Origin of the sequence: Hyphomonas sp. CACIAM 19H1 (assembly GCF_003325995.1) — a bacterium.
In the GTDB taxonomy this organism is placed as follows: Bacteria; Pseudomonadota; Alphaproteobacteria; order Caulobacterales; family Hyphomonadaceae; genus Hyphomonas; species Hyphomonas polymorpha.
Genome location: NZ_CP016437.1, coordinates 1,313,276 through 1,335,325, shown reverse-complemented (window position 1 = coordinate 1,335,325; position 22,050 = coordinate 1,313,276). Strand labels below are relative to the sequence as shown.

General features: G+C 63.5%; 16 protein-coding genes. 8 read left to right on the top strand and 8 right to left on the bottom strand.

Going from position 1 to position 22,050, the window contains the following annotated elements; all coding sequences use genetic code 11:
* Positions 1-81: 81 nt before the first annotated feature.
* Both polA and ilvD read left to right on the top strand, forming a co-directional pair.
* Positions 82-2,871, top strand: a complete 2,790-nt coding sequence (gene polA, locus BBF93_RS06480; RefSeq protein WP_114105366.1) for a DNA polymerase I — start codon at positions 82-84, stop codon at positions 2,869-2,871.
* 287 nt (positions 2,872-3,158) lie between these two features.
* Positions 3,159-5,000 carry a dihydroxy-acid dehydratase gene (ilvD, locus tag BBF93_RS06475; protein ID WP_114105365.1) on the top strand — a complete coding sequence of 614 codons (1,842 nt, stop codon included), beginning with the start codon at positions 3,159-3,161 and terminating at the stop codon, positions 4,998-5,000.
* Between the two features lie 111 nt (positions 5,001-5,111).
* On the opposite strand, the gene BBF93_RS19460 is transcribed toward ilvD, so the two are convergent.
* Positions 5,112-5,957 (bottom strand): hypothetical protein, encoded by an 846-nt coding sequence (locus BBF93_RS19460; protein ID WP_162786435.1) that lies wholly within the window; start codon positions 5,955-5,957, stop codon positions 5,112-5,114.
* On the opposite strand from BBF93_RS19460, the gene BBF93_RS06465 reads away from it, so the two are divergent.
* Positions 5,905-6,597, top strand: coding sequence for a response regulator transcription factor (locus tag BBF93_RS06465; protein ID WP_035602642.1), 693 nt, complete (start codon positions 5,905-5,907; stop codon positions 6,595-6,597). The two genes, BBF93_RS19460 and BBF93_RS06465, sit on opposite strands and share 53 nt — an antisense overlap.
* Positions 6,569-7,150 (top strand): hypothetical protein, encoded by a 582-nt coding sequence (locus BBF93_RS06460; RefSeq protein ID WP_162786434.1) that lies wholly within the window; start codon positions 6,569-6,571, stop codon positions 7,148-7,150. Before BBF93_RS06465 ends, BBF93_RS06460 begins: the two co-directional genes overlap by 29 nt.
* Here the strand turns inward: BBF93_RS06460 and BBF93_RS06455 are convergent.
* Entirely contained in the window at positions 7,147-7,623 is a 477-nt protein-coding gene (locus BBF93_RS06455; RefSeq protein WP_162786433.1) for a DUF3995 domain-containing protein, read from the bottom strand. The genes BBF93_RS06460 and BBF93_RS06455 overlap by 4 nt on opposite strands.
* Before the next feature lie 117 nt (positions 7,624-7,740).
* On the opposite strand from BBF93_RS06455, the gene BBF93_RS06450 reads away from it, so the two are divergent.
* Together BBF93_RS06450 and BBF93_RS06445 are read left to right on the top strand one after the other, a co-directional pair.
* Complete coding sequence (locus tag BBF93_RS06450) at positions 7,741-8,205, top strand: peptidylprolyl isomerase (protein ID WP_114105361.1); 465 nt, start codon at positions 7,741-7,743, stop codon at positions 8,203-8,205.
* Positions 8,205-9,836: a stimulus-sensing domain-containing protein gene (locus tag BBF93_RS06445; protein WP_035602635.1), complete on the top strand. Its 1,632-nt coding sequence runs from the start codon at positions 8,205-8,207 to the stop codon at positions 9,834-9,836. Before BBF93_RS06450 ends, BBF93_RS06445 begins: the two co-directional genes overlap by 1 nt.
* Positions 9,837-9,840: 4 nt before the next feature.
* On the opposite strand, the gene BBF93_RS06440 is transcribed toward BBF93_RS06445, so the two are convergent.
* The 3 genes from BBF93_RS06440 to BBF93_RS06430 form a co-directional block, all read right to left on the bottom strand.
* Positions 9,841-10,818 (bottom strand): glycosyltransferase family 2 protein, encoded by a 978-nt coding sequence (locus BBF93_RS06440; protein ID WP_114105360.1) that lies wholly within the window; start codon positions 10,816-10,818, stop codon positions 9,841-9,843.
* A gap of 78 nt (positions 10,819-10,896) precedes the next feature.
* Positions 10,897-12,843 carry an acetate--CoA ligase gene (acs, locus tag BBF93_RS06435; RefSeq protein WP_114105359.1) on the bottom strand — a complete coding sequence of 649 codons (1,947 nt, stop codon included), beginning with the start codon at positions 12,841-12,843 and terminating at the stop codon, positions 10,897-10,899.
* 38 nt (positions 12,844-12,881) lie between these two features.
* Complete coding sequence (locus tag BBF93_RS06430) at positions 12,882-14,177, bottom strand: DcaP family trimeric outer membrane transporter (protein WP_114105358.1); 1,296 nt, start codon at positions 14,175-14,177, stop codon at positions 12,882-12,884.
* A 207-nt stretch (positions 14,178-14,384) separates the two neighbouring features.
* Here BBF93_RS06430 and BBF93_RS06425 point away from each other — a divergent pair, with 207 nt between their 5' ends.
* On the top strand, positions 14,385-15,032 hold the full coding sequence (locus tag BBF93_RS06425) for a response regulator transcription factor (RefSeq protein WP_114105357.1): 648 nt from the start codon (positions 14,385-14,387) through the stop codon (positions 15,030-15,032).
* Here the strand turns inward: BBF93_RS06425 and BBF93_RS06420 are convergent.
* The 3 genes from BBF93_RS06420 to BBF93_RS06410 all read right to left on the bottom strand — a co-directional run bounded on the left by BBF93_RS06420 (position 15,017) and on the right by BBF93_RS06410 (position 20,712).
* Complete coding sequence (locus BBF93_RS06420) at positions 15,017-18,478, bottom strand: PAS domain-containing hybrid sensor histidine kinase/response regulator (RefSeq protein ID WP_114105356.1); 3,462 nt, start codon at positions 18,476-18,478, stop codon at positions 15,017-15,019. The genes BBF93_RS06425 and BBF93_RS06420 overlap by 16 nt on opposite strands.
* 133 nt (positions 18,479-18,611) lie before the next feature.
* A complete protein-coding gene (locus BBF93_RS06415) occupies positions 18,612-20,393 on the bottom strand; it encodes a sodium:solute symporter family protein (protein ID WP_114105355.1) in 1,782 nt (593 codons plus the stop codon).
* A gap of 10 nt (positions 20,394-20,403) precedes the next feature.
* Positions 20,404-20,712, bottom strand: a complete 309-nt coding sequence (locus tag BBF93_RS06410) for a DUF4212 domain-containing protein (protein WP_114105354.1) — start codon at positions 20,710-20,712, stop codon at positions 20,404-20,406.
* 197 nt (positions 20,713-20,909) lie between these two features.
* Between BBF93_RS06410 and BBF93_RS06405 the strand changes: the two genes are divergently transcribed.
* On the top strand, positions 20,910-21,959 hold the full coding sequence (locus BBF93_RS06405) for a serine hydrolase (RefSeq protein WP_233349296.1): 1,050 nt from the start codon (positions 20,910-20,912) through the stop codon (positions 21,957-21,959).
* The last annotated feature ends 91 nt before the right edge of the window (positions 21,960-22,050 follow it).

Here is a 22,050-nt window from a genome sequence, read left to right as displayed (position 1 = left end):
GGCAATGCGCCTGATTTCCGGGCCAGCGGGTGACGTGGCCGATCATGCGGGCTAAACCGGGAACAAATAAAGGAATCGCTCATGGCCACGGCGCCCATCACCCAGGACAGCCACCTCTACCTCATCGATGCGAGCGCCTATGTGTTCCGCGCCTTTCATGCCCTGCCCCCGCTGACACGCTCATCCGATGGCCTGCCGGTGGGCGCCGTTGCCGGCTTCTGCAACATGCTGTTCAAGCTGCTGGAGGAGTTGAAAGGCGGGCAGCGGCCGACGCACTTTGCGTGCATCTTCGATGCCTCCGAAGTGACGTTCCGGAACGAGATCTACCCGCTCTACAAGGCCAACCGTTCCGACCCGCCAGAGGAGTTGGTGCCGCAATTTCCCCTCGTGCGCCGCGCGGCGGTGGCCTTTGCCGCCCATGCCATCGAACAGGGCGGGTTCGAGGCAGACGACCTGATCGCCACCTATGCCAAACAGGCCGAAGCCAAGGGCGCCCGCGTCACCATCGTCTCGTCGGACAAGGACCTGATGCAGCTTGTTTCCGACAAGGTGCTGATGATGGACCCGATGAAGAACAAGCTGCTGGGCCGCGAGGATGTGATCGAGAAATTCGGCGTCGGCCCCGAAGGCGTGGTGGATGTGCAGTCCCTCGCCGGCGACAGCGTGGACAATGTGCCCGGCGCGCCCGGCATCGGCATCAAGACCGCTGCCCAATTGATCAGTGAATATGGCGACCTCGAAACCCTGCTGGCGCGCGCCGAAGAGATCAAACAGCCCAAGCGCCGGGAAACGCTGATCGGCTTTGCCGACCAGATCCGCATTTCCAAACGGCTGGTGCAGCTCGAAGAGAATGTGCCGGTGAAGGTGCCGCTGGAAGACCTGGCCGTGCAGGACCCGGACCCGAAGGAGCTGATCGGCTTTCTGGAGGAGATGGAGTTCCGCACCATCACCCGCCGCGTGCGCGAGCAGATGGAGATGGAAGGTGCCCTCGAAGCGCCCACACCCGAAGGCCAGCCCTTTGACCTGTCCGCCTATACCTGCATCCGTGATCTGAAGACCCTGGAAGACTGGGTATCCCGCGCGATGACGCAGGGCCACGTCGCCGTTGATACGGAAACGGACAGTCTGGACTCCGTCTCCGGCGGCCTCGTCGGCGTGTCACTGGCCCTCAGCCCCGGCGAGGCGTGCTACATTCCGCTGGCGCATGTCGACCCTGACGCCAAAGGCGACGGCGACATGTTCGGCGCAGATCCGCCGCGGCAGATCCGCATGGCGGATGCGCTGAAAGTTCTGAAGCCGATGCTGGAAGACCCGGCCACGCTGAAGATCGGCCAGAACATCAAATATGATCTCTGCGTGTTCGCGCAGCATGGCATTCGCGTGGCGCCTATCGACGACACGATGCTGATCTCCTTCGCGCTGAATGCCGGCATCCACGGCCACGGCATGGACGAGCTCTCCGAGCGCTATCTCGGCCATACGCCCATCACCTTCAAGGATGTCGCCGGCAGCGGCAAAAGCCAGAAAACCTTTGCGCAGGTCGCCCTCGACAAGGCCACGGAATACGCCGCCGAAGACGCCGATGTGACCCTGCGCCTCTGGCAGACGCTGAAACCGCGTCTGCGTACGGAGCATATGACAGCGGTTTACGAAACGCTGGAACGTCCGCTGGTGCCGGTGCTGGCGGAGATGGAGCGGGCGGGCATCAAGGTGGACCGGCAGATGCTGTCGCGCCTGTCGGCAGACTTCAACCAGCGCATGGCAGGCCTGGAAGCGCAGGCGCATGAGCAGGCAGGCCGCAGCTTCAACATCGGCTCTCCCAAGCAGCTTGGCGAAATCCTGTTTGACGAGATGAATTTGCCCGGCGGCAAGAAGACCAAGACCGGCGCCTGGGTGACCGATGGGGATGTTCTCGAAGGGCTCGCCGCAGAGGGCCATGCCCTGCCCCGCACGATTGTGGACTGGCGGATGCTGTCGAAGCTGCGCTCCACCTATACCGAAGCCCTGCAGGCGGCGATCAACAAGAAGACCGGCCGCGTGCATACCAGCTTCATGATGGCCGGCGCGCAGACCGGACGGCTTTCCTCAACCGACCCCAACCTTCAGAACATCCCTGTGCGGACCGAAGAAGGCCGCAAGATCCGCGAGGCGTTCATCGCCGAAGACGGCAATGTGCTGGTCTCGGCGGACTATTCGCAGATCGAGCTGCGCATCCTCGCGCATATGGCGGACATTCCGGCGCTGAAGGATGCGTTCCGGCAGGGGCTGGACATTCACGCGATGACAGCGAGCGAGATGTTCGGCGTGCCGATCGAAGGCATGGACCCGATGGTGCGCCGGCAGGCCAAGGCGATCAACTTCGGCATCATCTATGGCATCTCGGGCTTCGGCCTTGGCCGCCAGCTCGGCATTCCTGCGGGCGAGGCGAACCAGTATATCAAGACCTATTTCGAGCGCTTCCCCGGCATCCGTCAGTATATGGACGAAACCAAGGAGTTCGCCCGCGAGACCGGCTTTGTGCGCACCGCCTTCGGCCGCAAGATCAACCTGCCGGACATGAAAGCCAAGGGCCCGGCCCGGTCCTTCGCCGAGCGGCAGGCGATCAACGCGCCGATCCAGGGCTCAGCCGCCGACATCATCAAGCGCGCGATGATCCGGATGCCGGAGGCGCTGGGCGAGGCTGGCCTTAAAGCGAAGATGCTGTTGCAGGTGCATGACGAGCTTGTGTTCGAATGCCCGGAGAAGGAAGCGGAGAAGCTGATCGCGCTGGTGCAGAAGACGATGGCGGCGGCTGATGGACCGGCGCTCAAGCTTTCCGTGCCGCTGGTGGTGGAAGCCAAGGCGGCGAGCAACTGGGCGGCGGCGCATTGAGCCGCCGGGAGCGCGCCCCCAGCACAAGCCACCGCTCATCCTGAGCGAAGTCGAAGGATGGGCCACGCAGGACTGCCCCAAGCCCCGGCTCGTCCTTCGACTTCGCTCAGGATGAGCCATCCGCGAGCGGGTGGTGAACAATAGCCCAACGCTATAACCTCCCAATCCGCCATCTGGCCCATTCCAATCTTTCCCGTAGATGCTAAAGAGCGGGTGAATTCACCGCTTTCCGGCTTCATTTCCGCCCCGGAAGGCAAAATTTTGCGTATGTATCGAGACCTGAGCCAATGATCCCCTACCGTTCACGCACCTCCACCCACGGCCGCAACATGGCCGGTGCCCGCGGCCTTTGGCGCGCAACGGGCATGACGGACAGCGATTTCGGAAAGCCGATCATTGCGGTGGTAAACTCGTTCACCCAGTTCGTGCCGGGGCATGTGCACCTCAAGGATCTCGGCCAGCTGGTGGCCGGCGAGATCGTCGCGGCGGGCGGCGTAGCGAAGGAATTCAACACAATCGCGGTCGATGACGGCATCGCCATGGGCCATGACGGGATGCTCTATTCCCTGCCTTCGCGCGAAGTGATCGCCGACAGCGTGGAATACATGGTCAACGCCCATTGCGCCGATGCGATGGTGTGCATCTCCAATTGCGACAAGATCACGCCCGGCATGATGATGGCCGCGCTGCGCCTCGACATTCCGGTCGTGTTCGTCTCCGGCGGGCCGATGGAAGCGGGCAAGGTCAACATCGACGGGGAGCTGCGCGCGGTGGACCTGATCGACGCCATGATCGAGGCGGCCAATCCGGAGCGCACTGACGCCGAAGTTGACGAGTTCGAGAAGAATGCCTGCCCCACCTGCGGCTCCTGCTCAGGCATGTTCACGGCGAACTCGATGAACTGCCTGGCCGAAGCGCTCGGCCTTGCCCTGCCGGGGAATGGCTCGACGCTGGCGACGCACGGCGACCGCGAGATGCTGTTCCGCCGCGCCGGGCGCCGCATCGTCGAGCTGACGAAGATGTATTACGAGCACGGCGACACCGGCGTCTCCGCGCGCGGCATTGCCACCAAGGCGGCGTTCGAGAATGCCATCACGCTCGACATAGCGATGGGCGGATCGACCAACACCATCCTCCACCTGCTGGCCATGGCCCGCGAGGGCGAGGTAGACTTCACCCTCGACGATATCGACCGCCTCAGCCGCGTGACGCCCTGCCTCTGCAAGGTCGCCCCGGCGGTGCATAATGTGCATATGGAAGACGTACACCGCGCCGGCGGCATCTTCGGCATCCTGGGCGAACTGGCGCGTGCCGGAAAGCTCGACACGTCCGTGCGCACGATCCACTCGCCCACGATGGCCGAAGCGTTGAACAAATGGGACATTGCCGTCACCAATGATCCCGAAGTGCAGGAGCTGTTCCTGGCCGCGCCGGGCGGCGTGCGCACGACGCAGGCGTTCAGCCAGTCGCGCCGCTATAAAGCTCTGGATACGGATCGTGAAAAAGGCGTCATCCGCTCGGCGGAACATGCCTTCTCCAAGGATGGCGGCCTCGCCGTTCTCTTCGGCAATATTGCCGAGCAGGGCTGCGTGGTGAAAACGGCCGGCGTGGATGACAGTATCCTGAAATTCTCCGGCCCGGCCATCGTGTGCGAAAGCCAGGAAGAAGCCTGCAAGCGCATTCTGGGCAAGCAGGTGAAAGCCGGCGATGTTGTCATCGTGCGCTATGAAGGCCCGCGCGGCGGCCCCGGCATGCAGGAAATGCTTTACCCGACCTCGTATCTGAAATCGATGCGGCTGGGCAAAGCCTGCGCTCTGATCACGGACGGGCGTTTCTCCGGCGGCACTTCCGGCCTTTCCATCGGCCATGTCAGCCCGGAAGCAGCCGAAGGCGGCGCCATCGGCCTGATCGAGGAAGGCGACCTCATCGAGATCGACATCCCCAACCGGACGATCCATGCGAAGGTTTCCGCTGAAGAGTTCGCGCGGCGCCGCGCGGCGATGGAGGCCAAGGGCGCCAAGGCCTGGAAGCCGGTGGAAGACCGCCCGCGCAAGGTGAGCCGTGCACTGAAGGTCTATGCGGCGCATGTGGGCAATGCGGCTCAGGGGGCCGTGCGGCTCGATCCCTGACATCTGCCGAAAGCGGCGGCCGGACGGGCGCTTTGGTTTCAGGCAGCACGAAGGGCCGGACGCAGCGGGGGCTGGCCGGGGATTTGGGCTGAGTTCGGCGGTTGCGGAAAGCTAGGACGTGTCGGGGCGTGCGGCGCGGGCGCAGGCCCCCTTCATTCCTTCTCGGGGCGCTTGCAGCGCAAACGCTTTTCCCTCGAAGCCCCCGCAAATGCGGGGAAAGAAAAGGGTGTGCGACTCATCAGCGTTGAAGATCGCCGGAACGGCGCTGGACCAGCAGGGATCGCTCCACGGCTTTCGTGTGGGCTCAACTGGTCTGTAGGCGGAGGGGTTGGGCGCGGCGTCGCCGAGATATTCGATGTGCACGCCGCCCCACCACATCACGCGCAGCATGGCGCGGCTGCGCCCGGCGGCGCGCACTTCTTCCACTGCGCGCGCGAGCTGCCAGATCAGCACCGGCCAGAAGAAGGGATGCACGAACGCGAAATATCGCGCGAGCGCAGGTTCTTTTCTGAGGCGGGCAAGACTGAACATCCGCCAAGGATACGCCCGGCACGGGAGGGGGTGGACAAGAATTGCGGAGATTTTTTGCAAGGTGTTGATTGTATTGGGGATGTTGAGCGCGGCTCGGGCGGAATTTGTTGGATAAGCGGGGAGGCGCGTAGAGAGCGCCTGCTGCTGGCGCCTCAGCGGGGGTCGGAGTGGGAGGACGTTCACAAATGCGGCACCCATGGCCGCAATGAATCGTGAAACTGCCGTAATGTTGGCAATCGGGCGCCCCAGTCCTTTGTTTTCCTTGGCCTCAACAACAAGGAGGGCTTTTTCTATGACGCGAGCTGTGTTTGAACCTGTAACTGGACGGGCCGAGCCCCAACATGCTTCCCGGCTCATGGAAAAGGATAAGGCGATGACGACACTGGCGCTGGTAGATGACGACGAGAACATCGTGGCTTCGCTCAAGATGTTCTTCGAGGCAGAAGGCTATCAGGTGCGCGCCTATCATGATGGCGAGGCCGCCCTGCCCGCGCTGACCGACTCGCCACCCGACATCGCCATCCTCGACATCAAGATGCCGAAGATGGACGGGATGGAGCTGCTGCGCCGCCTGCGCCAGACTTCCGAGCTGCCGGTGATCTTCCTCACCTCCAAGGATGAGGAGATCGACGAGGTGATCGGCTTCAATATCGGCGCAGATGATTTCGTGCGCAAACCCTGCTCCAACCGCCTCCTGGCCGAGCGCGTGAAAGCCGTTCTGCGCCGGGCGCGCGGCGCCTCGGCTGTGCCCGAAGAAGGCGATGTGAAAGCCATCGTGCGCGGCAAGCTGGTGCTGGACCCCAACCGCCATGCCTGCACCTGGGATGGCAAGCCGGTGCGCCTGACAGTGACCGAGTTCCTGATCCTGCAGGCGCTCGCCGCCCGCCCCGGCTATGTGAAAAGCCGCGACCAGCTGATGGACGCTGCCTATGACGACCAGATCTATGTGGATGACCGCACCATCGACAGCCACATCAAGCGCCTTCGCAAGAAGTTCCGCGAAGTGACCGACGAGTTCGATGCGATCGAGACCCTCTATGGTGTCGGCTACCGCTATACCGAATAGGCCGCCTGCGGAGCTTTATATCGGCGGTGCAGCGGACGAGGCCTCACGCCTTGTGCTGGGCTATTCCGAAGCGCGCCGCCGATTGCTGGAGCCGAAAGGCTGGCAGGTCCGGTATTTCCCGCATTACCGCATTCCCGAGGCGCTGGCCTTTGCCCGCGCCATGGCGGGCGAAGGCCGGCCGCTGGGGCTGATCGGGCATAGCTGGGGCGCCGATGGCGCGTTGCGGCTGGCCCGGCGGCTGGAGACGGATGTGCTGCTGATCGGGGCTGACCCGGTGGCCAAGCCCGCCCTGCCCCTAGCGCTGTGGCAGGGGCGGCCGGAAGCGGCGCGGACCTTGGTGCATGTCGATGCCGTGGCCGAGGCGCGCGACCGGTCTGACCATGTGAAGACGATGGGATACCTGGCCGGGGGCGGCGTTCACCGGGCCTGGCGGGAGGCTGACCATATCATTCCGACGCGGCTCAACCATTGGAACTTTGCCGGGATGATGGCGGCGAAGGGCCCCGATGGACGCTCTGCCGAAGACTGGCTGGCGAGCCTGGTGGCCGCTTAGCCGCCGACGAGCCGGGAGAAATGCCAGGCCCAATTGGGCAGCGAAAAGGTGAGCGCGAGGAAGCCAAAGCCGATCAGCGCGCAGAGGGGGGAATAGAGGCGGCGGTTGAGCGTCAGGTAAGGTTGTTCCGGCGCGGCGCGCTCGAAGGCCGGCAGGATGCCGACAACCCCGCGCAGCAGGAAGATGGCCGACAGCAGCAGGCCAACGGGCACAAGCAGGAATTTCAGGCCCGTGAAGGTGGCCGCATAATGACCCATGATGAGAGCCGCTGCCGCGCCGCACAGCAGCAACACGCCCAGCAGCGCAACCGAGGCGCGTGATGGCAGGCGGGTTATACCCCTGCGGCCAACCACCGACCTGGCCAGCGACTGCTGATTGGGGAATGGAAATGACGCGCCTGCTGCCCATATCAAATGGAGCGCGCAAAGACAGCCGAGCACAAGTGCCAGCAGGGTGCCTAGCAAAGCGGCCACGGTTCTCCTCGTCAGCGCAGGCAGAATGACCTAATAATACATGCAGGTAGCGCTTGCCGCCAGTGCTGCGATTGAATAGCCAGATTGCCAGCTACGGCCCAGCCAGGAAAGAAAAAGATGTCCGACCCCGAAAACACCCTCCTTGTCGAAACCTCCAAGGGCAATGTTACCATTGAACTTCGCCCTGACCTGGCGCCGGGCCATGTGGCGCGGATCAAGGAACTCGCCCGTGAAGGGTTTTATGACGGCATCGTCTTCCACCGCGTGATTGCCGGTTTTATGGCACAGGTCGGCTGCCCGAAAGGCAACGGCACGGGCGGCTCCAAGAAGCCGGACCTGAAAGCCGAGTTCAATGCCGAGCCGCATGTGCGCGGCACCTGCTCGATGGCGCGCACCTCGGCGCCGCATTCGGCCAACAGCCAGTTCTTCATCTGCTTTGACGATGCCCGCTTCCTGGACCGCCAATATACGGTGTGGGGCAAGGTGACCGAAGGCATGGACATCATTGACCAGCTGGCCAAGGGCGAGCCGCCGCGCAATCCGGACCGTATCGTGAAGATGCGGGTAGCCGCCGACGCCTGATGTCGGACGGGGGACGCCAAGGGAAGAAGGCGGGGGACAAGAACGCCCCCAGCCGCAAGAACCAGAGGCGTGGCCCCACCCTCCTCGGCTCGCGCATTGCGCGGCTGATCTTTGCATCGAACCTGGCGGGCCTCGCCATCCTCATCGTCGGCGCCATGGTGCTGAACGAGATGCGGGCGGGCTTCGTCGTTTCCAAGAAGCAGGACCTGATCGCGCAGGCGCAGGTGTTCTCCGGGCTTCTGTCGGATGACGCGACCACGCCGGAGCCAGCGCTCAACCCGGAAGCAGCGCGTCTGGCCATTGCGCGCCTCAACCTGCCCGAACGCATCCGCGCGCGCATCTATACGCCGACCGGCGAGATGGTCGCCGACAGCTATTTCCTGTCTGATATGGTGGATGTGGCGGCGCTGCCGCCGCTGCGGGAACCGGGCTGGATTGCGCGGACGGGGCGGGATCTTTCCGAATGGGCGGGCGAAGTGTTCGGCGTATTCTCGCCGCGGCGCAGCTCTGAAGCGCTCCGTACACAAACCTTCGAGGAAGAATTCCGCGCTGCTGCCCTCGGCGAACAGGCGGCGAGCCAGCGTTTCTCCGACAGGGGGCAGCGGGTGATTTCCGTCTCCATGCCCATCCAGCGGGTGTCTGCGGTTGTCGGCGTGCTGGTGGTGGAAGGCAGCGACATTGACGAGATCATCCGCGCCGAGCGCGTGGCGCTGGTGCCGTTTGTGGGCGTGGCCGTTCTGATGGCGTTTGTGACCTCCATCCTGCTGACCATCGGGATTGCCCGGCCCATGCGGCGGCTGGCGATTGCGGCTGACCGGATCCGCGCAGGCTCCTCGGCGCGGATGGACATTCCGCAGTTGACGCGGCGGACCGACGAGATCGGCGACCTGGCGACCTCCCTGCAGGCCATGACCGAGGCGCTGATCGAGCGGATCGAGGCGAACGAGCAGTTTGCCGCCGATGTGGCGCATGAGCTGAAAAACCCGCTGACCTCCATCCGCTCTGCCGTGGAGACGCTGGAGCGGGTTCAGGACCCGGATGCAGCGGCGCGCCTGCGGGCAGTGATTGCCTCGGATGTAAAGCGGCTGGACCGTCTGATTACAGATATTTCCAATGCGTCCCGCCTGGAAGCGGAGATGACCCGCCTGCCGAGCGAAACCATCGACATCGCCCGTTTCGTGCGCGATGTGGTGCATACCTATGAGGGGCTTTCCGACAGCGCAGAGGCGGTGCATGTGGCCTTCACCGACGCAACGCTGGGCGCGCGCCTGCTGGTGCGCGGGCGCGAGGGGCCGCTGGGACAGGTGCTGCGCAATCTGATCGACAATGCCCGCTCTTTCTCCTCGCCAGGATCAAAAGTGGAAGTGACGCTGGAGCAGACCAATTACGGGCCGCGCACGGTGGCGCGCATCCTGGTGGAAGATTCCGGGCCCGGCATTCCCGAGGATAAGCTGGAGACGATCTTCAACCGTTTCTATACGGACCGCCCGAAAGGCACAGCCTTCGGCAACAATTCCGGGCTTGGCCTCTCTATCGTGAAACAAATCGTGGAGACCCATCGCGGCGAGGTCTGGGCCAGCAACAAGCCCGGCGGCGGCGCACGGTTTACGGTAGACCTTCCGGCGATCTGACGCGTCAGCCGACGCGCAGGCGCGGGCGATAACCCAGCCGCCCGGCAAGACGCTCAAGCCGCGCAGCCAGAGGCCGGGTGAGATAGGCGGCTGCCTGAGGCCGCGAGGCGAGCCAGCCAGCCGCCTTCGGCAGATTCTTTGCTCTCATGGCCATGGCAAAGCCTTCGAAGGCCTCGGCAGTCTTCAGGGCGGATTCATGCCGTCGCACGGCGCGCACGCCAGTGGCCGAGAGCCTGCCGGCATGACGCTTCAGGAATGGCGCGTATACGGATCTCTGCAGCGTGTAGACATTATCTCCCCGCGTGCGCGAGAGGGAGGCCGGGCGCACGGCGTAACGATAAAGCGGCGCAGGCAGAATGGCGAAGCGGGCGCCACAGGCGAGCAGATCTGCCACGAACCAGCAGTCTTCGGCCACGCGCAGTTCGGGAACATAGGAGATGTCGTGGCGGAGAAGAAATTCGCGGCGCACCATCGGCTTGAGATAGCCGAGCATCGGCGTCTTGATGCCGGCGCGATTGCCTTCCAGCCAGACCGGCAGGTCAACGGGTTTGAGATCAGTCCCAGGCTGGCCAAGATATGGTTTACCCTCGCCCATCAGCGCTTCAAACTGCACCAGCAGCAAATCGTCCGCGATCAGATCCAGCCCTGTCTTCTCCGCAGCCGCGACGAGCGTTTCGAGGCGCGTGGGTTCAAACGCATCGTCTGAATCGAGGACCGCGATCCAGTCTCCCGCCGCCTGGCTGTTACCGAGATTGCGGGCGCAGGCGACGCCACCATTCTGCTCTGCCCGGACGAGTTTGATGCGCGGGTCTCCTCCGGCGGCGGCCATGGCCACAGCGGCGGTGTCATCGGGCGAGCAATCATCGACGATGATCAGTTCCCAGTCCTGCAGGGTTTGCGCGCGCACGCTGGAGACGGCCAGGCCGATGAAGGCGGCGGCCTTGTAGGCGGGCATCACAACGGAAACTTTCGGCGCGGCCATAGGCCCCCTCAACGGACGGAAACGCTAAGCTTATGCCCATAACAGGGATAATAAAGCTTTTAAGGCCGCGCGCGAATTCTAGCGGTTCTGGCGGTTCTCGATCAGGTCGTTCACCACTTCAGGCTCTGCCAGCGTGGATGTGTCGCCCAGATTGGAGAACTCGTTCTCGGCGATCTTGCGCAGGATGCGGCGCATGATCTTGCCAGAGCGTGTTTTCGGCAGGCCGGGCGCAAACTGGATGAGATCAGGCGAGGCAATCGGACCGATCTCGCCGCGCACATGCTGGACGAGGTTTTTCCGCAGGGCGTCATCCGCCTCGCAGCCCGCGCGCAGGGTGACATAAGCATAAATGCCCTGCCCCTTGATGTCGTGCGGGTAGCCGACCACAGCCGCCTCGGCGACGGCGTCATGGCTGACGAGCGCGCTTTCGACTTCGGCCGTGCCCATCCGGTGGCCGGAGACGTTGATCACGTCATCGACGCGGCCGGTGATCCAGTAGAAGCCATCTTCGTCGCGGCGGCAGCCATCGCCGGTGAAATACTTGCCCGGATAGGCGGTGAAATAGGTTTCCACGAAGCGCTGGTGATCTCCGTATACGGTGCGCATCTGGCCGGGCCAGCTGTCGGTGATCAGCAGGTTTCCATCGGCGGCGCCGTGCAGTTCCTTGCCATCAGCGTCCACCAGGATGGGCTGGACGCCGAAGAAGGGGTGGGATCCTGCGCCGGGCTTCATGTCTGTTGTGCCCGGCAGCGGAACGATCAGCGTGCCGCCGGTTTCGGTCTGCCACCAGGTATCAACGATGGGGCAGCGCGCCTCGCCGACGACATGGAAATACCATTCCCATGCTTCCGGATTGATCGGCTCGCCCACCGTGCCGAGGAGGCGGATGGATTTGCGCGAGGTCGTGTTCACCGGGCCTTCGCCTTCGCGCATCAGGGCGCGGATGGCGGTGGGCGCGGTATAGAAGATCGTCACCTGATGCTTGTCGCACACCTGCCAGAAGCGGCTGGCATCGGGATAGGTGGGCACGCCTTCGAACATCACGCTGGTGGCGCCATTCGCGAGGGGTCCATAGATGATGTAGGTATGACCGGTGACCCAGCCGACATCGGCCGAGCACCAGAAGATGTCGTTTTCCTTCAGGTCGAACACGTATTCATGCGTCATCGAGGCCCAGAGGAGATAGCCGCCGGTGGTATGCAACACGCCCTTGGGCTTGCCGGTGGAACCGGACGTATACAGAATGAACAGCGGGTCTTCTGCATTCATCGGCTCGGGCGGGCAATCGGCAGAGACGGTAGCGCCGATCTCGTGCAGCCAGACATCGCGGCCTTCGGTCATGGCGACATTGGCGCCGGTGCGGCGGACGACGAGGATTTTCTTCACGACGCCGCCAGCGATGGCAGCAGCCTTGTCTGCATTCACTTTCAGCGGAACCCTCTTGCCACCGCGCAGGCCCTCATCGGCGGTGATCACCACTTCGGAGCCGCAGTCGGCGATGCGCCCGGCGAGCGCCTCGGGCGAGAAGCCGCCGAACACGACCGAGTGGACCGCGCCGATACGCGCGCAGGCGAGCATGGCATAGGCCGCCTCAAGGATCATCGGCATGTAGATGGTAACGCGGTCGCCTTTCTTGACGCCGAGTTCCTTCAGGACGTTGGCGAACTTGCTGACGGCGGTGTGCAGCTCGCGATAGGTAACCGTGTGGCTTTCGCCGGGGGCGTCGCCTTCCCAGATGAAAGCGGCCTTGTCGCAGCGCTTTTCAAGATGGCGGTCGATACAGTTGGCGGTAACGTTGAGCACACCATCGGAATACCAGCGGACATGCAGGTCTCCGGTTTCCCAGGAGACATCCTTCACGACCGAATAGGGCTTGATCCAATCCAGGCGCTTGCCCTGCTCGCCCCAGAAGGCGACCGGGTCTGCGATCGAGGCCGCGTACATCTCCCGGTACTTTTCCGGGGTGAGGTTTGCCTGTTTCGCAAACGCCTCGGGAACTGGATAGGTCTTTGAATGGTCGCTCATTGCCGACATTCCCTCCGCCATTTTTATGAGCCTTTCTATCAGAATGCATACTTTGTCGAGAAGGTGAAACGGCTAATCGACCCGTCTGCGCCGCTCTCTTCCTCGCGGATACCGTGCATGGCTTCAACCCCGAGGGTGACTTTCGGCGCCACATCCCAGAGTACCGCCGCGTAAGCGGACTGGACTGAGGCGGTTGTCGCGGCGGGCACATAGGACGGGTTGTCGAGGAACAGGCCGGAATAGCCGATATTGAGGCGGGCGGTCTCGCCAAACGGGTGGCGCCAGGCGATCAGGCCGCCAAAGGCCGGGATGGCTTCCAGCTCGCCAGCGGGGCTGAGAACAGCCTCCCGCCCGGCAGCAAGGCCCACATAGCGCCCGACGCCCTCGCCGCCCACCACGTTGAAGCGGATGTCATCCCGCGCGCCCACCTTCAGGAGGCCCGAAACGGAGAGGCCATAGCCGAAGGCTTCTTCCGTAACGCCGGCCTCATCCACGCGCAGCTGCCGCGCCAGGCCGGCCAGAGACACGTTGCCGTAATCCCCTTTCCAATTGTAGCGCACCACGGCATCCGGCAGCGTATTGGCATCCTGGTTGCCTGACGTGATCGTCGGCGTGTTGGGATTTTCGATGGCGACTTGCCAGTTGCCATGAGTGTAGCGTATCTGCGGCTGACGCACGAATATCATGCCATCGGAGAGGATGAGAAAGCTCGCGCTTTCGGGAATGGCAGAGGTGTTCTGGAAGGTCGACCATTCCTGCCCGGCCAGCCAGTTGCCATAGGTGACGAAGGCCCGGCGCATGCGCGGTGAATAGGAGTTTGTCACCAGCTCATTGCCCTGCGCGGAGCCCAGGAAATCCATTTCCAGATAGCCGATGACACTGCCCTCCCCCGCGGGCTGGGAGGCGCTGATAAAGAAGCGCGTGGATTCGGCGGTGAAATCGGTAAAGGTCGTGCTCTCGCCGCCAATGGGGGTCGAGCCGGGGATATAGAAATCCCGGGCGATGCTGTTGGAGGCAATCGCGCCTCCGTCGAGATGGGTCACATGCGCATCCAGATCAATGATGCCGCCGATCTTCACGGTCGCGTCGCCCACCCGGAAACCATCAGCCTGGGGCGGCGGCGCGGCCGGCGCAGACGTTGCCGCTATCTGGGTTTCTATACGGACGATATCGGCGTCGCCCTTCGCGCGTTCCGAAGCCAGTTCAGCCTTGAGTTCGGCAACCATTTCTTCCAGCGCGGCCAGACGGTCTTCCAGCGGGGATTGGGCGTGCGCCGCTCCCGCCGACGCCAAGCCCGCCGCTGACAGGAAGAGCAGTTTCTTCAAGCAATTCATGGCGTTTCCTCCGGGAATTTCTTTTGTGTTTGAGGCAACTATCGTCAGCCGGAGGCAGGCGCGCTATTAGCAATAGGTGCTAAGACCAAAGTTCTACGACCAAGGTAGAAGCCGGGACTCGACTTGCGCCCTGCATTGCGTCAGGTTTGGTCTCGTGCCGCGCAGGTAGAAAATTGCAAAGCCGATCACGCGCACAGGGAGGACAGGATGAGCGAGGGACCAAGGGTCCTCATCGTGGACGATCATCCCCTGTTCAGGGACGCGCTGGCGGTTGCCCTGCGCGGGGCCTATCCGTCCGGCGCAGCGGCGATGTTTGCCGGCTCCCTCGCAGAAGCCATAAGCCATCTCGATGCCGGCGCCTGCGATCTTGTGCTGCTGGATCTCAACCTTGGCGACACACATGATTTTGAAGGGCTGACGCGCATCAAGACGAAGCATCCCGCCCTGCCGGTCGTGGTTGTCTCCGCCACCGAAGCGCCTCAAGCCTTCCAGACAGCGCGCACGCTCGGCGCGGCCGGATATCTGCCCAAAAGCCTGTCGCTGGAAGATCTGTCTGCAGCGCTGGCGACAACGCTGGATGGCGGCGAATGGTTTCCTGAAATGCCGGGCGCCGCGCTCGCCGACGCATCAGCCGCCAGCCGCATGGCAAGCCTGACGCCCGCCCAGCGCCGCGTGCTCTCAGGCCTTGCCGAGGGCCTTCTCAACAAACAGATCGCCTATGAAATGGGCATCTCGGTGGCCACCGTGAAAGCCCACATGACGGCAATCTTCCGCAAGCTGGGCGTACTCAACCGCACGCAAGCCCTGCTGATTTATCAGGAAGCCCTCTCGGCAGGCGATCACCTGGCCACCTGAAACTGCAGGCGCCGGGCGCACTCTCCCAGGAAACGCCTGAGGTTAGCCGGGCTTGCAGGCTTGCGCATCAGCGTGATGCCGGCCGCCGTGGCCAGGTCGGCCAGAGCGTCCTCCGCGGCGGCCGTGATGAGGAGCGTGTTGCGCGGCTCCGAAAGGGACGCCTGCGCGGCTGAAATCACATCAAAGCCCGTGAGATCGGCGCGCAGATCATAATCGGCAATCATCACATCTGGCGGGGCGCTGGCGAAAAGCGACAAGGCCTCTCCAGGCGTCCGGCAGACACGAATGTGGCAGCCCCAGCCCTCCAGCAACAGGCGCATGGCTTCAGTGATCGAGGTCTCGTCATCGACGAACAGGACATTGAGCCCGGCAATCTTCTTCTCCGGCTCGGGGGCGGCGTCGGCAAGTCGGGCGCGTTTGACCGGCGCAAGCTGCGCAGCCGGAACCGAAACCCAGAACACGCTGCCTTTTCCCACCCAGCTGCGCACGCCGATACCGCACTTCATGATGGCTGCCAGCCGGCGGGCGATTGCCAGGCCGAGCCCGGCGCCGCGTTTGCCGGTATTGTCCACATCTGAAAACCGGCGGAACTCTTCAAACACATGCGGCAGCAGGTCTTCTGCGATGCCCGGGCCAGTATCCCAGACCTCAATCTGCACCTTGTCGCCCCGGCGGCGGGCGCCAACCAGCACAGCCCCCGAGCGGGTGTAGCGACGGGCATTGGAAATGAAATTCCGCAGGATGCTTTTCAGGAAATCCGGATCGGCCTCCACGGCCAGGCGCGTGGGGACGAGACGTATCCTGATGCCGACTTCCTCTGCCATCGGAATGTTTTCATCGACGAGATCTTCCAGCAACGGCCCAACGGGCAGGACGACCGGGGCAGGCTCAACCATCGCATGGTCAAGACGGGAGACATCGAGAAGCCCCCGCAACAGCTCGTCCGCCGACTGGATGGCGCGGTCCGCCTTATCGATTACCTCCGGCATGCTACGCCCGGCATTCGCCGCGCCGAGCAACAGCCGCGCCGCATTGAGGGGCTGGAGGAGGTCATGGCTGGCCGCCGCCAGAAACCGTGTCTTGGACGCATTGGCGCCTTCTGCCGCCTGCCGCGCAGCGAGCAGGTCTGCCGTGAGACGTTCGAGATCGTGTGTCCGCTCACGCACCCGCTCTTCGAGGGTTTCGTTTGCCTCGATCAGGGCCCGCTCGCGCAGCTTGTCCGCCGTAATGTCGGTGAAGGTGGTGACATAGCCGCCGCCGGGCATCGGCGCGCCGGTAATGCGCAACCAACGGGCATCAGGGATCTGGCGCTCGCGCGTGTGCGGGCCGCCCGCTTTCATGTGATGGATACGGCGGCCAATCTCCTGCTCGGCATTGCCGCCGATCCATCCGCCGGAAATATTATGCGCAATCAGTTTTTCAACCGGCGTGCCGACCCGGCAAAGCTCAGGCGGATACTGGAACAGATCAACATAGGCTGAGTTCCACGCGACGAGTTTCTGATCCGCGTCCACCACGCTGATGCCCTGCGCGATATTTTCCAGCATCGACTGCAGCATATGCCGCTCGAAGCGCTCTGCCTGCGTGCGGGAATCGAGCATGGACAGCACGTCCGGCAAGGCAATATTCTTCCCGCCGAGGGCTGACGCCAGCACGATGCGCGCCGATGAAGCGCCAAGCGCGCTGGCCAGAAGACGCTCCGTGCGCTGAACAAGCCGCCAGTCGGCCGGGTCGTCCCCCGTTGCCACAATCCCTGTCGCGCGGGCAAACTCTTCAAATGCATGATCGACGGCTTCGGCGGACAGAAATCGGGCGGCCAGCGTCTTGAGGCCATTGGGGGAAGCGCCGCGCAGGGCCGTGGCATACCCTTCCTCATTCTGGCCAATATCGCTGGCGCCGACAAAGGCGGCTGCCTGTACGCGGTCGCGCAGCCGCTCCCGCGCCTGAAGCGAGATGAGGATCATCAAGGCAAGGTTGAGACTAATGCTCCAGACCGCGCCATGGGTGAGCGGATCGCCAAAGCTGAGCCCGAAGAGCGCGTGCGGGTCGAGCCAGCCGGGCATCTGTGAACTGACGGCATCCCAGCCGAGAATCGAGGGCAGGAACAGCGAGTAAAGCCAGATCACCATGCCGGCGATCATCCCGGCCAGCACGCCTGCACGCCGCGCCCCGCGCCAGTAAACCGCCGCAACGATTGCCGGGGCAAACTGCGCCGCCGCCACAAAGGCCAGCAGGCCAATCTGCGCGAGCGCGTCCCCCGGCCCGGCCACGAGATAGTAGCAGTACGCCAGCAGGAGCAGCATCACGATGACGATGCGGCGTGTGGCGACAAGGCGCGCGCCGGCATTGGCGCTGAAGCTGGAGAGGCTGCCCGAGCGCATCAGAGCAGGCACGATGAGGTCATTCGTCACCATGTTCGAGAGCGCGATGGTGGACACAATCACCATGCCTGTGGCCGCCGAAAAGCCGCCGAGGAACACCAGGGTGGCGAGCAGGCCATTGCCCCGCGCGAGTGGCAATTGCAGCACGAACAAGTCTGCCGGATAAGCGCCGGCAAACAGGCCAAGCCCTGCCAGCGTGATCGGCACAACGACAATAGAGGTGATGAAGAGATAGAGCGGGAAGAGCCAGCGGGCGAGCGTCATCTCTCCTTCATGGCGCCGCTCGACCATGGCAACGTGGAATTCATGCGGCAGGCAGACAATCGCCGCCATGGACAGCAAGATGATCGCGATAAAGCGGCCCGAGGGCGCCTCGACCGGGAAGACACTGGCCAGGGGCGGCGCGTCCGGAATGCCGCCCGAACCGAGCAGGAACAGCGACAGGACGGCCACCCCGGCCAGCGCGCCAAGCTTCACCAGCGCCTCGATGGCCAGGACACGCATCAACCCGGTATTGGACCGGGTGGCATCGGGAAAGCGGGTACCGTAGAGAACCGAAAAGGCGGCAAGCGCCAGCGCGGTGACGAGCACGGTTTCATCCCCTGGCGCGAAGCCCGGCCCGGCCGCCCCGGCAAAGGCTTCGAAGCTCATGCCGATGGATTTCAGCTGAAGCGCAATATAGGGCAGCCCGCCCATGACCGCCGCCAAGGTCGCGAAGGCGCCCACCGCCCGGCTCTTGCCATAGCGGGCTGAAAGAAAATCCGACAGGGATGATACGCTCTCGCGTTTGACGACCTCGCCAACGCGCCGCAGGAGGCCGGGCATCAGTAGAAAGACGAGGGCCGGGCCAAGATAGATCGGCAGATAGTCCCACCCGCTTTCCGCCACCGTGCCGACCGCGCCGAAATAGGTCCAGGATGTACAGTAGACCGCCAGCGCCAGGGGGAAGATGAAACGGTTTGGCCGGAAGCCTGGGCGCTCTTCATCCCGGTCGCCACGCGCCGCGATGGCAAACAGACCGGCCATATAAAGGACCGTTGCAATCAGGATCAGCCAGGCGGGCATTTCAGATCAGGAACCTCCCTTCGAGAGCTTTGCTTGGACAGAGACCTCTGCGCAAGGCGCCTGGCTGACAACGGGAACGGGCGGCCTCGTAATGGAGGCCGCCCTTCACCGGACAGACGCAGGAGGGATACGCCTATTCGGCCGGAGACATCCCTGCATCGGCGATGCCATGGGGCCTGCGCTGACCCGGCACACGGATATCTTCGACAAGATCCTGAATATCCTGCGGCGGAGCTTTGGTCGCGAGCGACACGACAACCCCAACAATGATCGACAGGATCATGACCACGAAGCCGATACCTTCCGGCGACACACCCAGGAACCATTCATCAGGACCGGCATCCTTGCCTGCGCCCAGCTTGAAGTGCCAGATGTAGATGAAGGTCGGGACAAGGCCGGTGAGCATCGAAGCGATAGCCCCTTCCCGATTCATCCGTTTCCAGAAGATCCCAAGCAGGATCACCGGGAACAGCGAGGCCGCCGCCAGACCGAAGGCGAACGCCACGACCTGCGCCACGAAGGCCAGCTGGGACGAATAGATGCCCATGAAGCCGGCCGCCATGACGGCGCCTGCCGCAGCCAGCCGCGCCACCCGCAGCTCGCTCTTGTCCGACATGCCCTTGAAGAAGGTGCGCCGGCAAAGATCGTGGCTGACGGCGGATGAGATCACCATCAGGAGACCGGCCGCTGTTGACAGGGCCGCCGCAAGTCCGCCCGCCACCATCAGGCCCACCACCCAGTCGGGCAGCTGCGCGATCTCAGGGCTCGCGAGGACGGCGATGTCGTTATTGATGGTGACTTCATTCTCAAGCCCGTCAGGAGCATTCGGCCCGCGGATCTGCATGATGCCGTCGCCATTCTTGTCTTCAAATCCGACAAGCTTGGTGACCTCCCAGCGGGTGAACCAGGCGGGGGACGGCGTCACGCCCTGGGCTTCAAGAGCGGCCGCCTGAGCCGCATAATCCTCACCCGGCGCAACATAGGTGGTGTCGTTGACGGTGTTGATGACATTGAGGCGCGAGAAGGCACCGACCGCCGGGGCCACCGTATACAGCAGCGCGATGAAGACCAGCGCCCAGCCGGCCGACAGGCGTGCATCGCTGGGCCGCGGAACGGTGAAGAAGCGGATGATGACGTGCGGCAGGCCCGCTGTGCCGAACATCAGCGCGGCAGTGATGCAGAACACATCAAACACAGTCTTGTTGGTGGTGGTGTATTCAGAGAAACCGAGGCTGGTGAGCGTGTCACTCAGCTTCTGGATCATCGAGACATCCTCACCCTTCACATTGGAGATGAATCCAAGCTGGGGGATCGGATTACCGGTGAGCATTAGCGAGATGAAGATCGCCGGAACCGTATAGGCGAAGATCAGCACGACATATTGGGCGACCTGCGTGTAGGTGACGCCCTTCATGCCGCCGAGCACGGCATAGATGAAAACGATCCCCATACCGATGAAAATGCCGGTATTGAAATCCACGCCCAGGAAGCGGGAAAAGGCGATGCCGACGCCCGACATCTGCCCGGCGATATAGGTGAAGGAGACAAACAGGGCGCAGATGACGGCCACGAGGCGCGCGGTGTCGCTGTAATACCGGTCACCCACAAAATCGGGCACGGTGAACTTGCCGAACTCGCGCAGGAACGGGGCGAGCAGCAAAGCGAGCAGCACATATCCGCCGGTCCAGCCCATCAGGTAGACCGAGCCGCCATATCCCAGGATGGCGATCAGACCGGCCATGGAGAGGAAGGAGGCTGCGCTCATCCAGTCTGCGGCGGTGGCCATGCCGTTGATGACGGGGTGAACCCCGTGGCCGGCTACGTAAAAGTCGTTGGTCGAACCCGCCCGCGCCCAGATGGCGATGCCGATATAGGTCGCGAAGGTTGCGCCGACCCAGAAGAGTGTCCAATCCATATCTGCCCCCTCAGCCTTCGATCCGGAATTTCCGCTCGATGCGGTTCATGGCGAAGCAATAGTAGAAGATCAGCGCCACGAAGACGTAGATCGAGCCGTTCTGGGCAAACCAGAAGCCGAGCGGCGCGCCGCCGAGCTCCACCGCGTCCAGAACCTCGCGGAACAGGATGCCTGCACCGAAAGAGACCAGGAACCATACCGCCAGGAGCGTCAGCGTCAGCCGGATGACCTCCTTCCAATAGGCTTTCCCGTCGATTTCGGGCCCGTCGATTTCGGGCCCGTCAATTCCGGGCGTAGTTTCAGACTGGTTTTCTGACATGTCGCATTCCTCCCTGGCCATGTGCCTGATGCGGTATTCCGCTGGTTGCACGCTGCGCCAGGCGGAGCCGTGCGTACAGGTGGACCTTGGTCTAACGCCGTAGGGGAAAGCCTGAAGGCTGTTGCCATCGCCGCAGGTTCGGCGTGAAATCGGAAAAGAGGGCAAAGACGGCCCCGCCAACCGGGGAGGACTTCGATTTGATCCACAAGACCACGCTGCTTCCGCCCCTGCCCGCCCAGCCGCCCGGCACACCCTGGCCGACGCAAGACTGGCCCCAAGCCCCGCTGGACCCGGGCGTTGCCGAAAAACTTCAGCCCCTGCTCGACATGGCCTTCAGCGAGCCTGCGCCCGCGGCGATCGGCGAAACCCACGCCTTCCTCGCCGTGCAGGGCGGGAAGATTGTGGCTGAGCGCTACTGGACTGGCTTTAACCGGGAGAGCACGCATCATTCCTGGTCGCAGGCCAAGAGTATCACGCAGGCGCTGGTGGGTATTCTGGTGCGCGACGGGAAGATCGACATCCACGCCCCCGCTAACATACCCGAATGGCAGCAGGCGGATGACCCGCGCCGCGCAATCACGCTGGACCAGCTCCTGCGCATGTCCAGTGGGGTGAAGTTTGCCGAGGACTATGTGGATGCGGGTGTTTCGGATGTCATCGAGATGCTGTTTGGCGCGGGCAAGGAGGATGTGGCGGGGTATGCAGCCAAATCTGCGCTGATCCACCCGCCGGGAACGGCGTGGAGTTATTCCAGCGGCACGAGCAATCTTGTCGCCCGCGCCGCCGCGCTGGCTTATGGGGCTTCCGGAGAGGCGTTTCGGGACTTCATGTTCCGCGAACTCTTCGGGCCTCTGGGCATGACCTCAGCCAGCCCGAAATTCGACAAGGCCGGCACCTTTATCGGCTCGTCCTTCTGCTACTGCACGGCGCGCGACTTTGCCCGCTTCGGTCTGCTTTACCTGCGCGATGGCGTCTGGGACGGGCGGCGCATCTTGCCGGAAGGCTGGGTGGACTATGCCCGCGCGCCGACGCCGGTGCCCGCCACGGAGCGGCTGGGCTATGGCGCGCATTGGTGGCTGGGCATGGGAGGGCCGGGCAGCTTTTCAGCCAATGGCTATGAGGGGCAATATACCGTCATCGTGCCGGAACTGGACCTGATCCTGGTGCGCAATGGCAAATCGCCCGACGCGCAGAAGGAAGCGGTTCAGGACTGGCTGGGCGAGGTGGCGGAGTGTTTCCGGGTTTGACTCCCCTCTCCCTCCGGGGAGAGGGGCTGGGGGTGAGGGGGCGCAACATTTCCTCAAAATGCTGGACTCGCGGTGACGCCGCTCCCCCNCC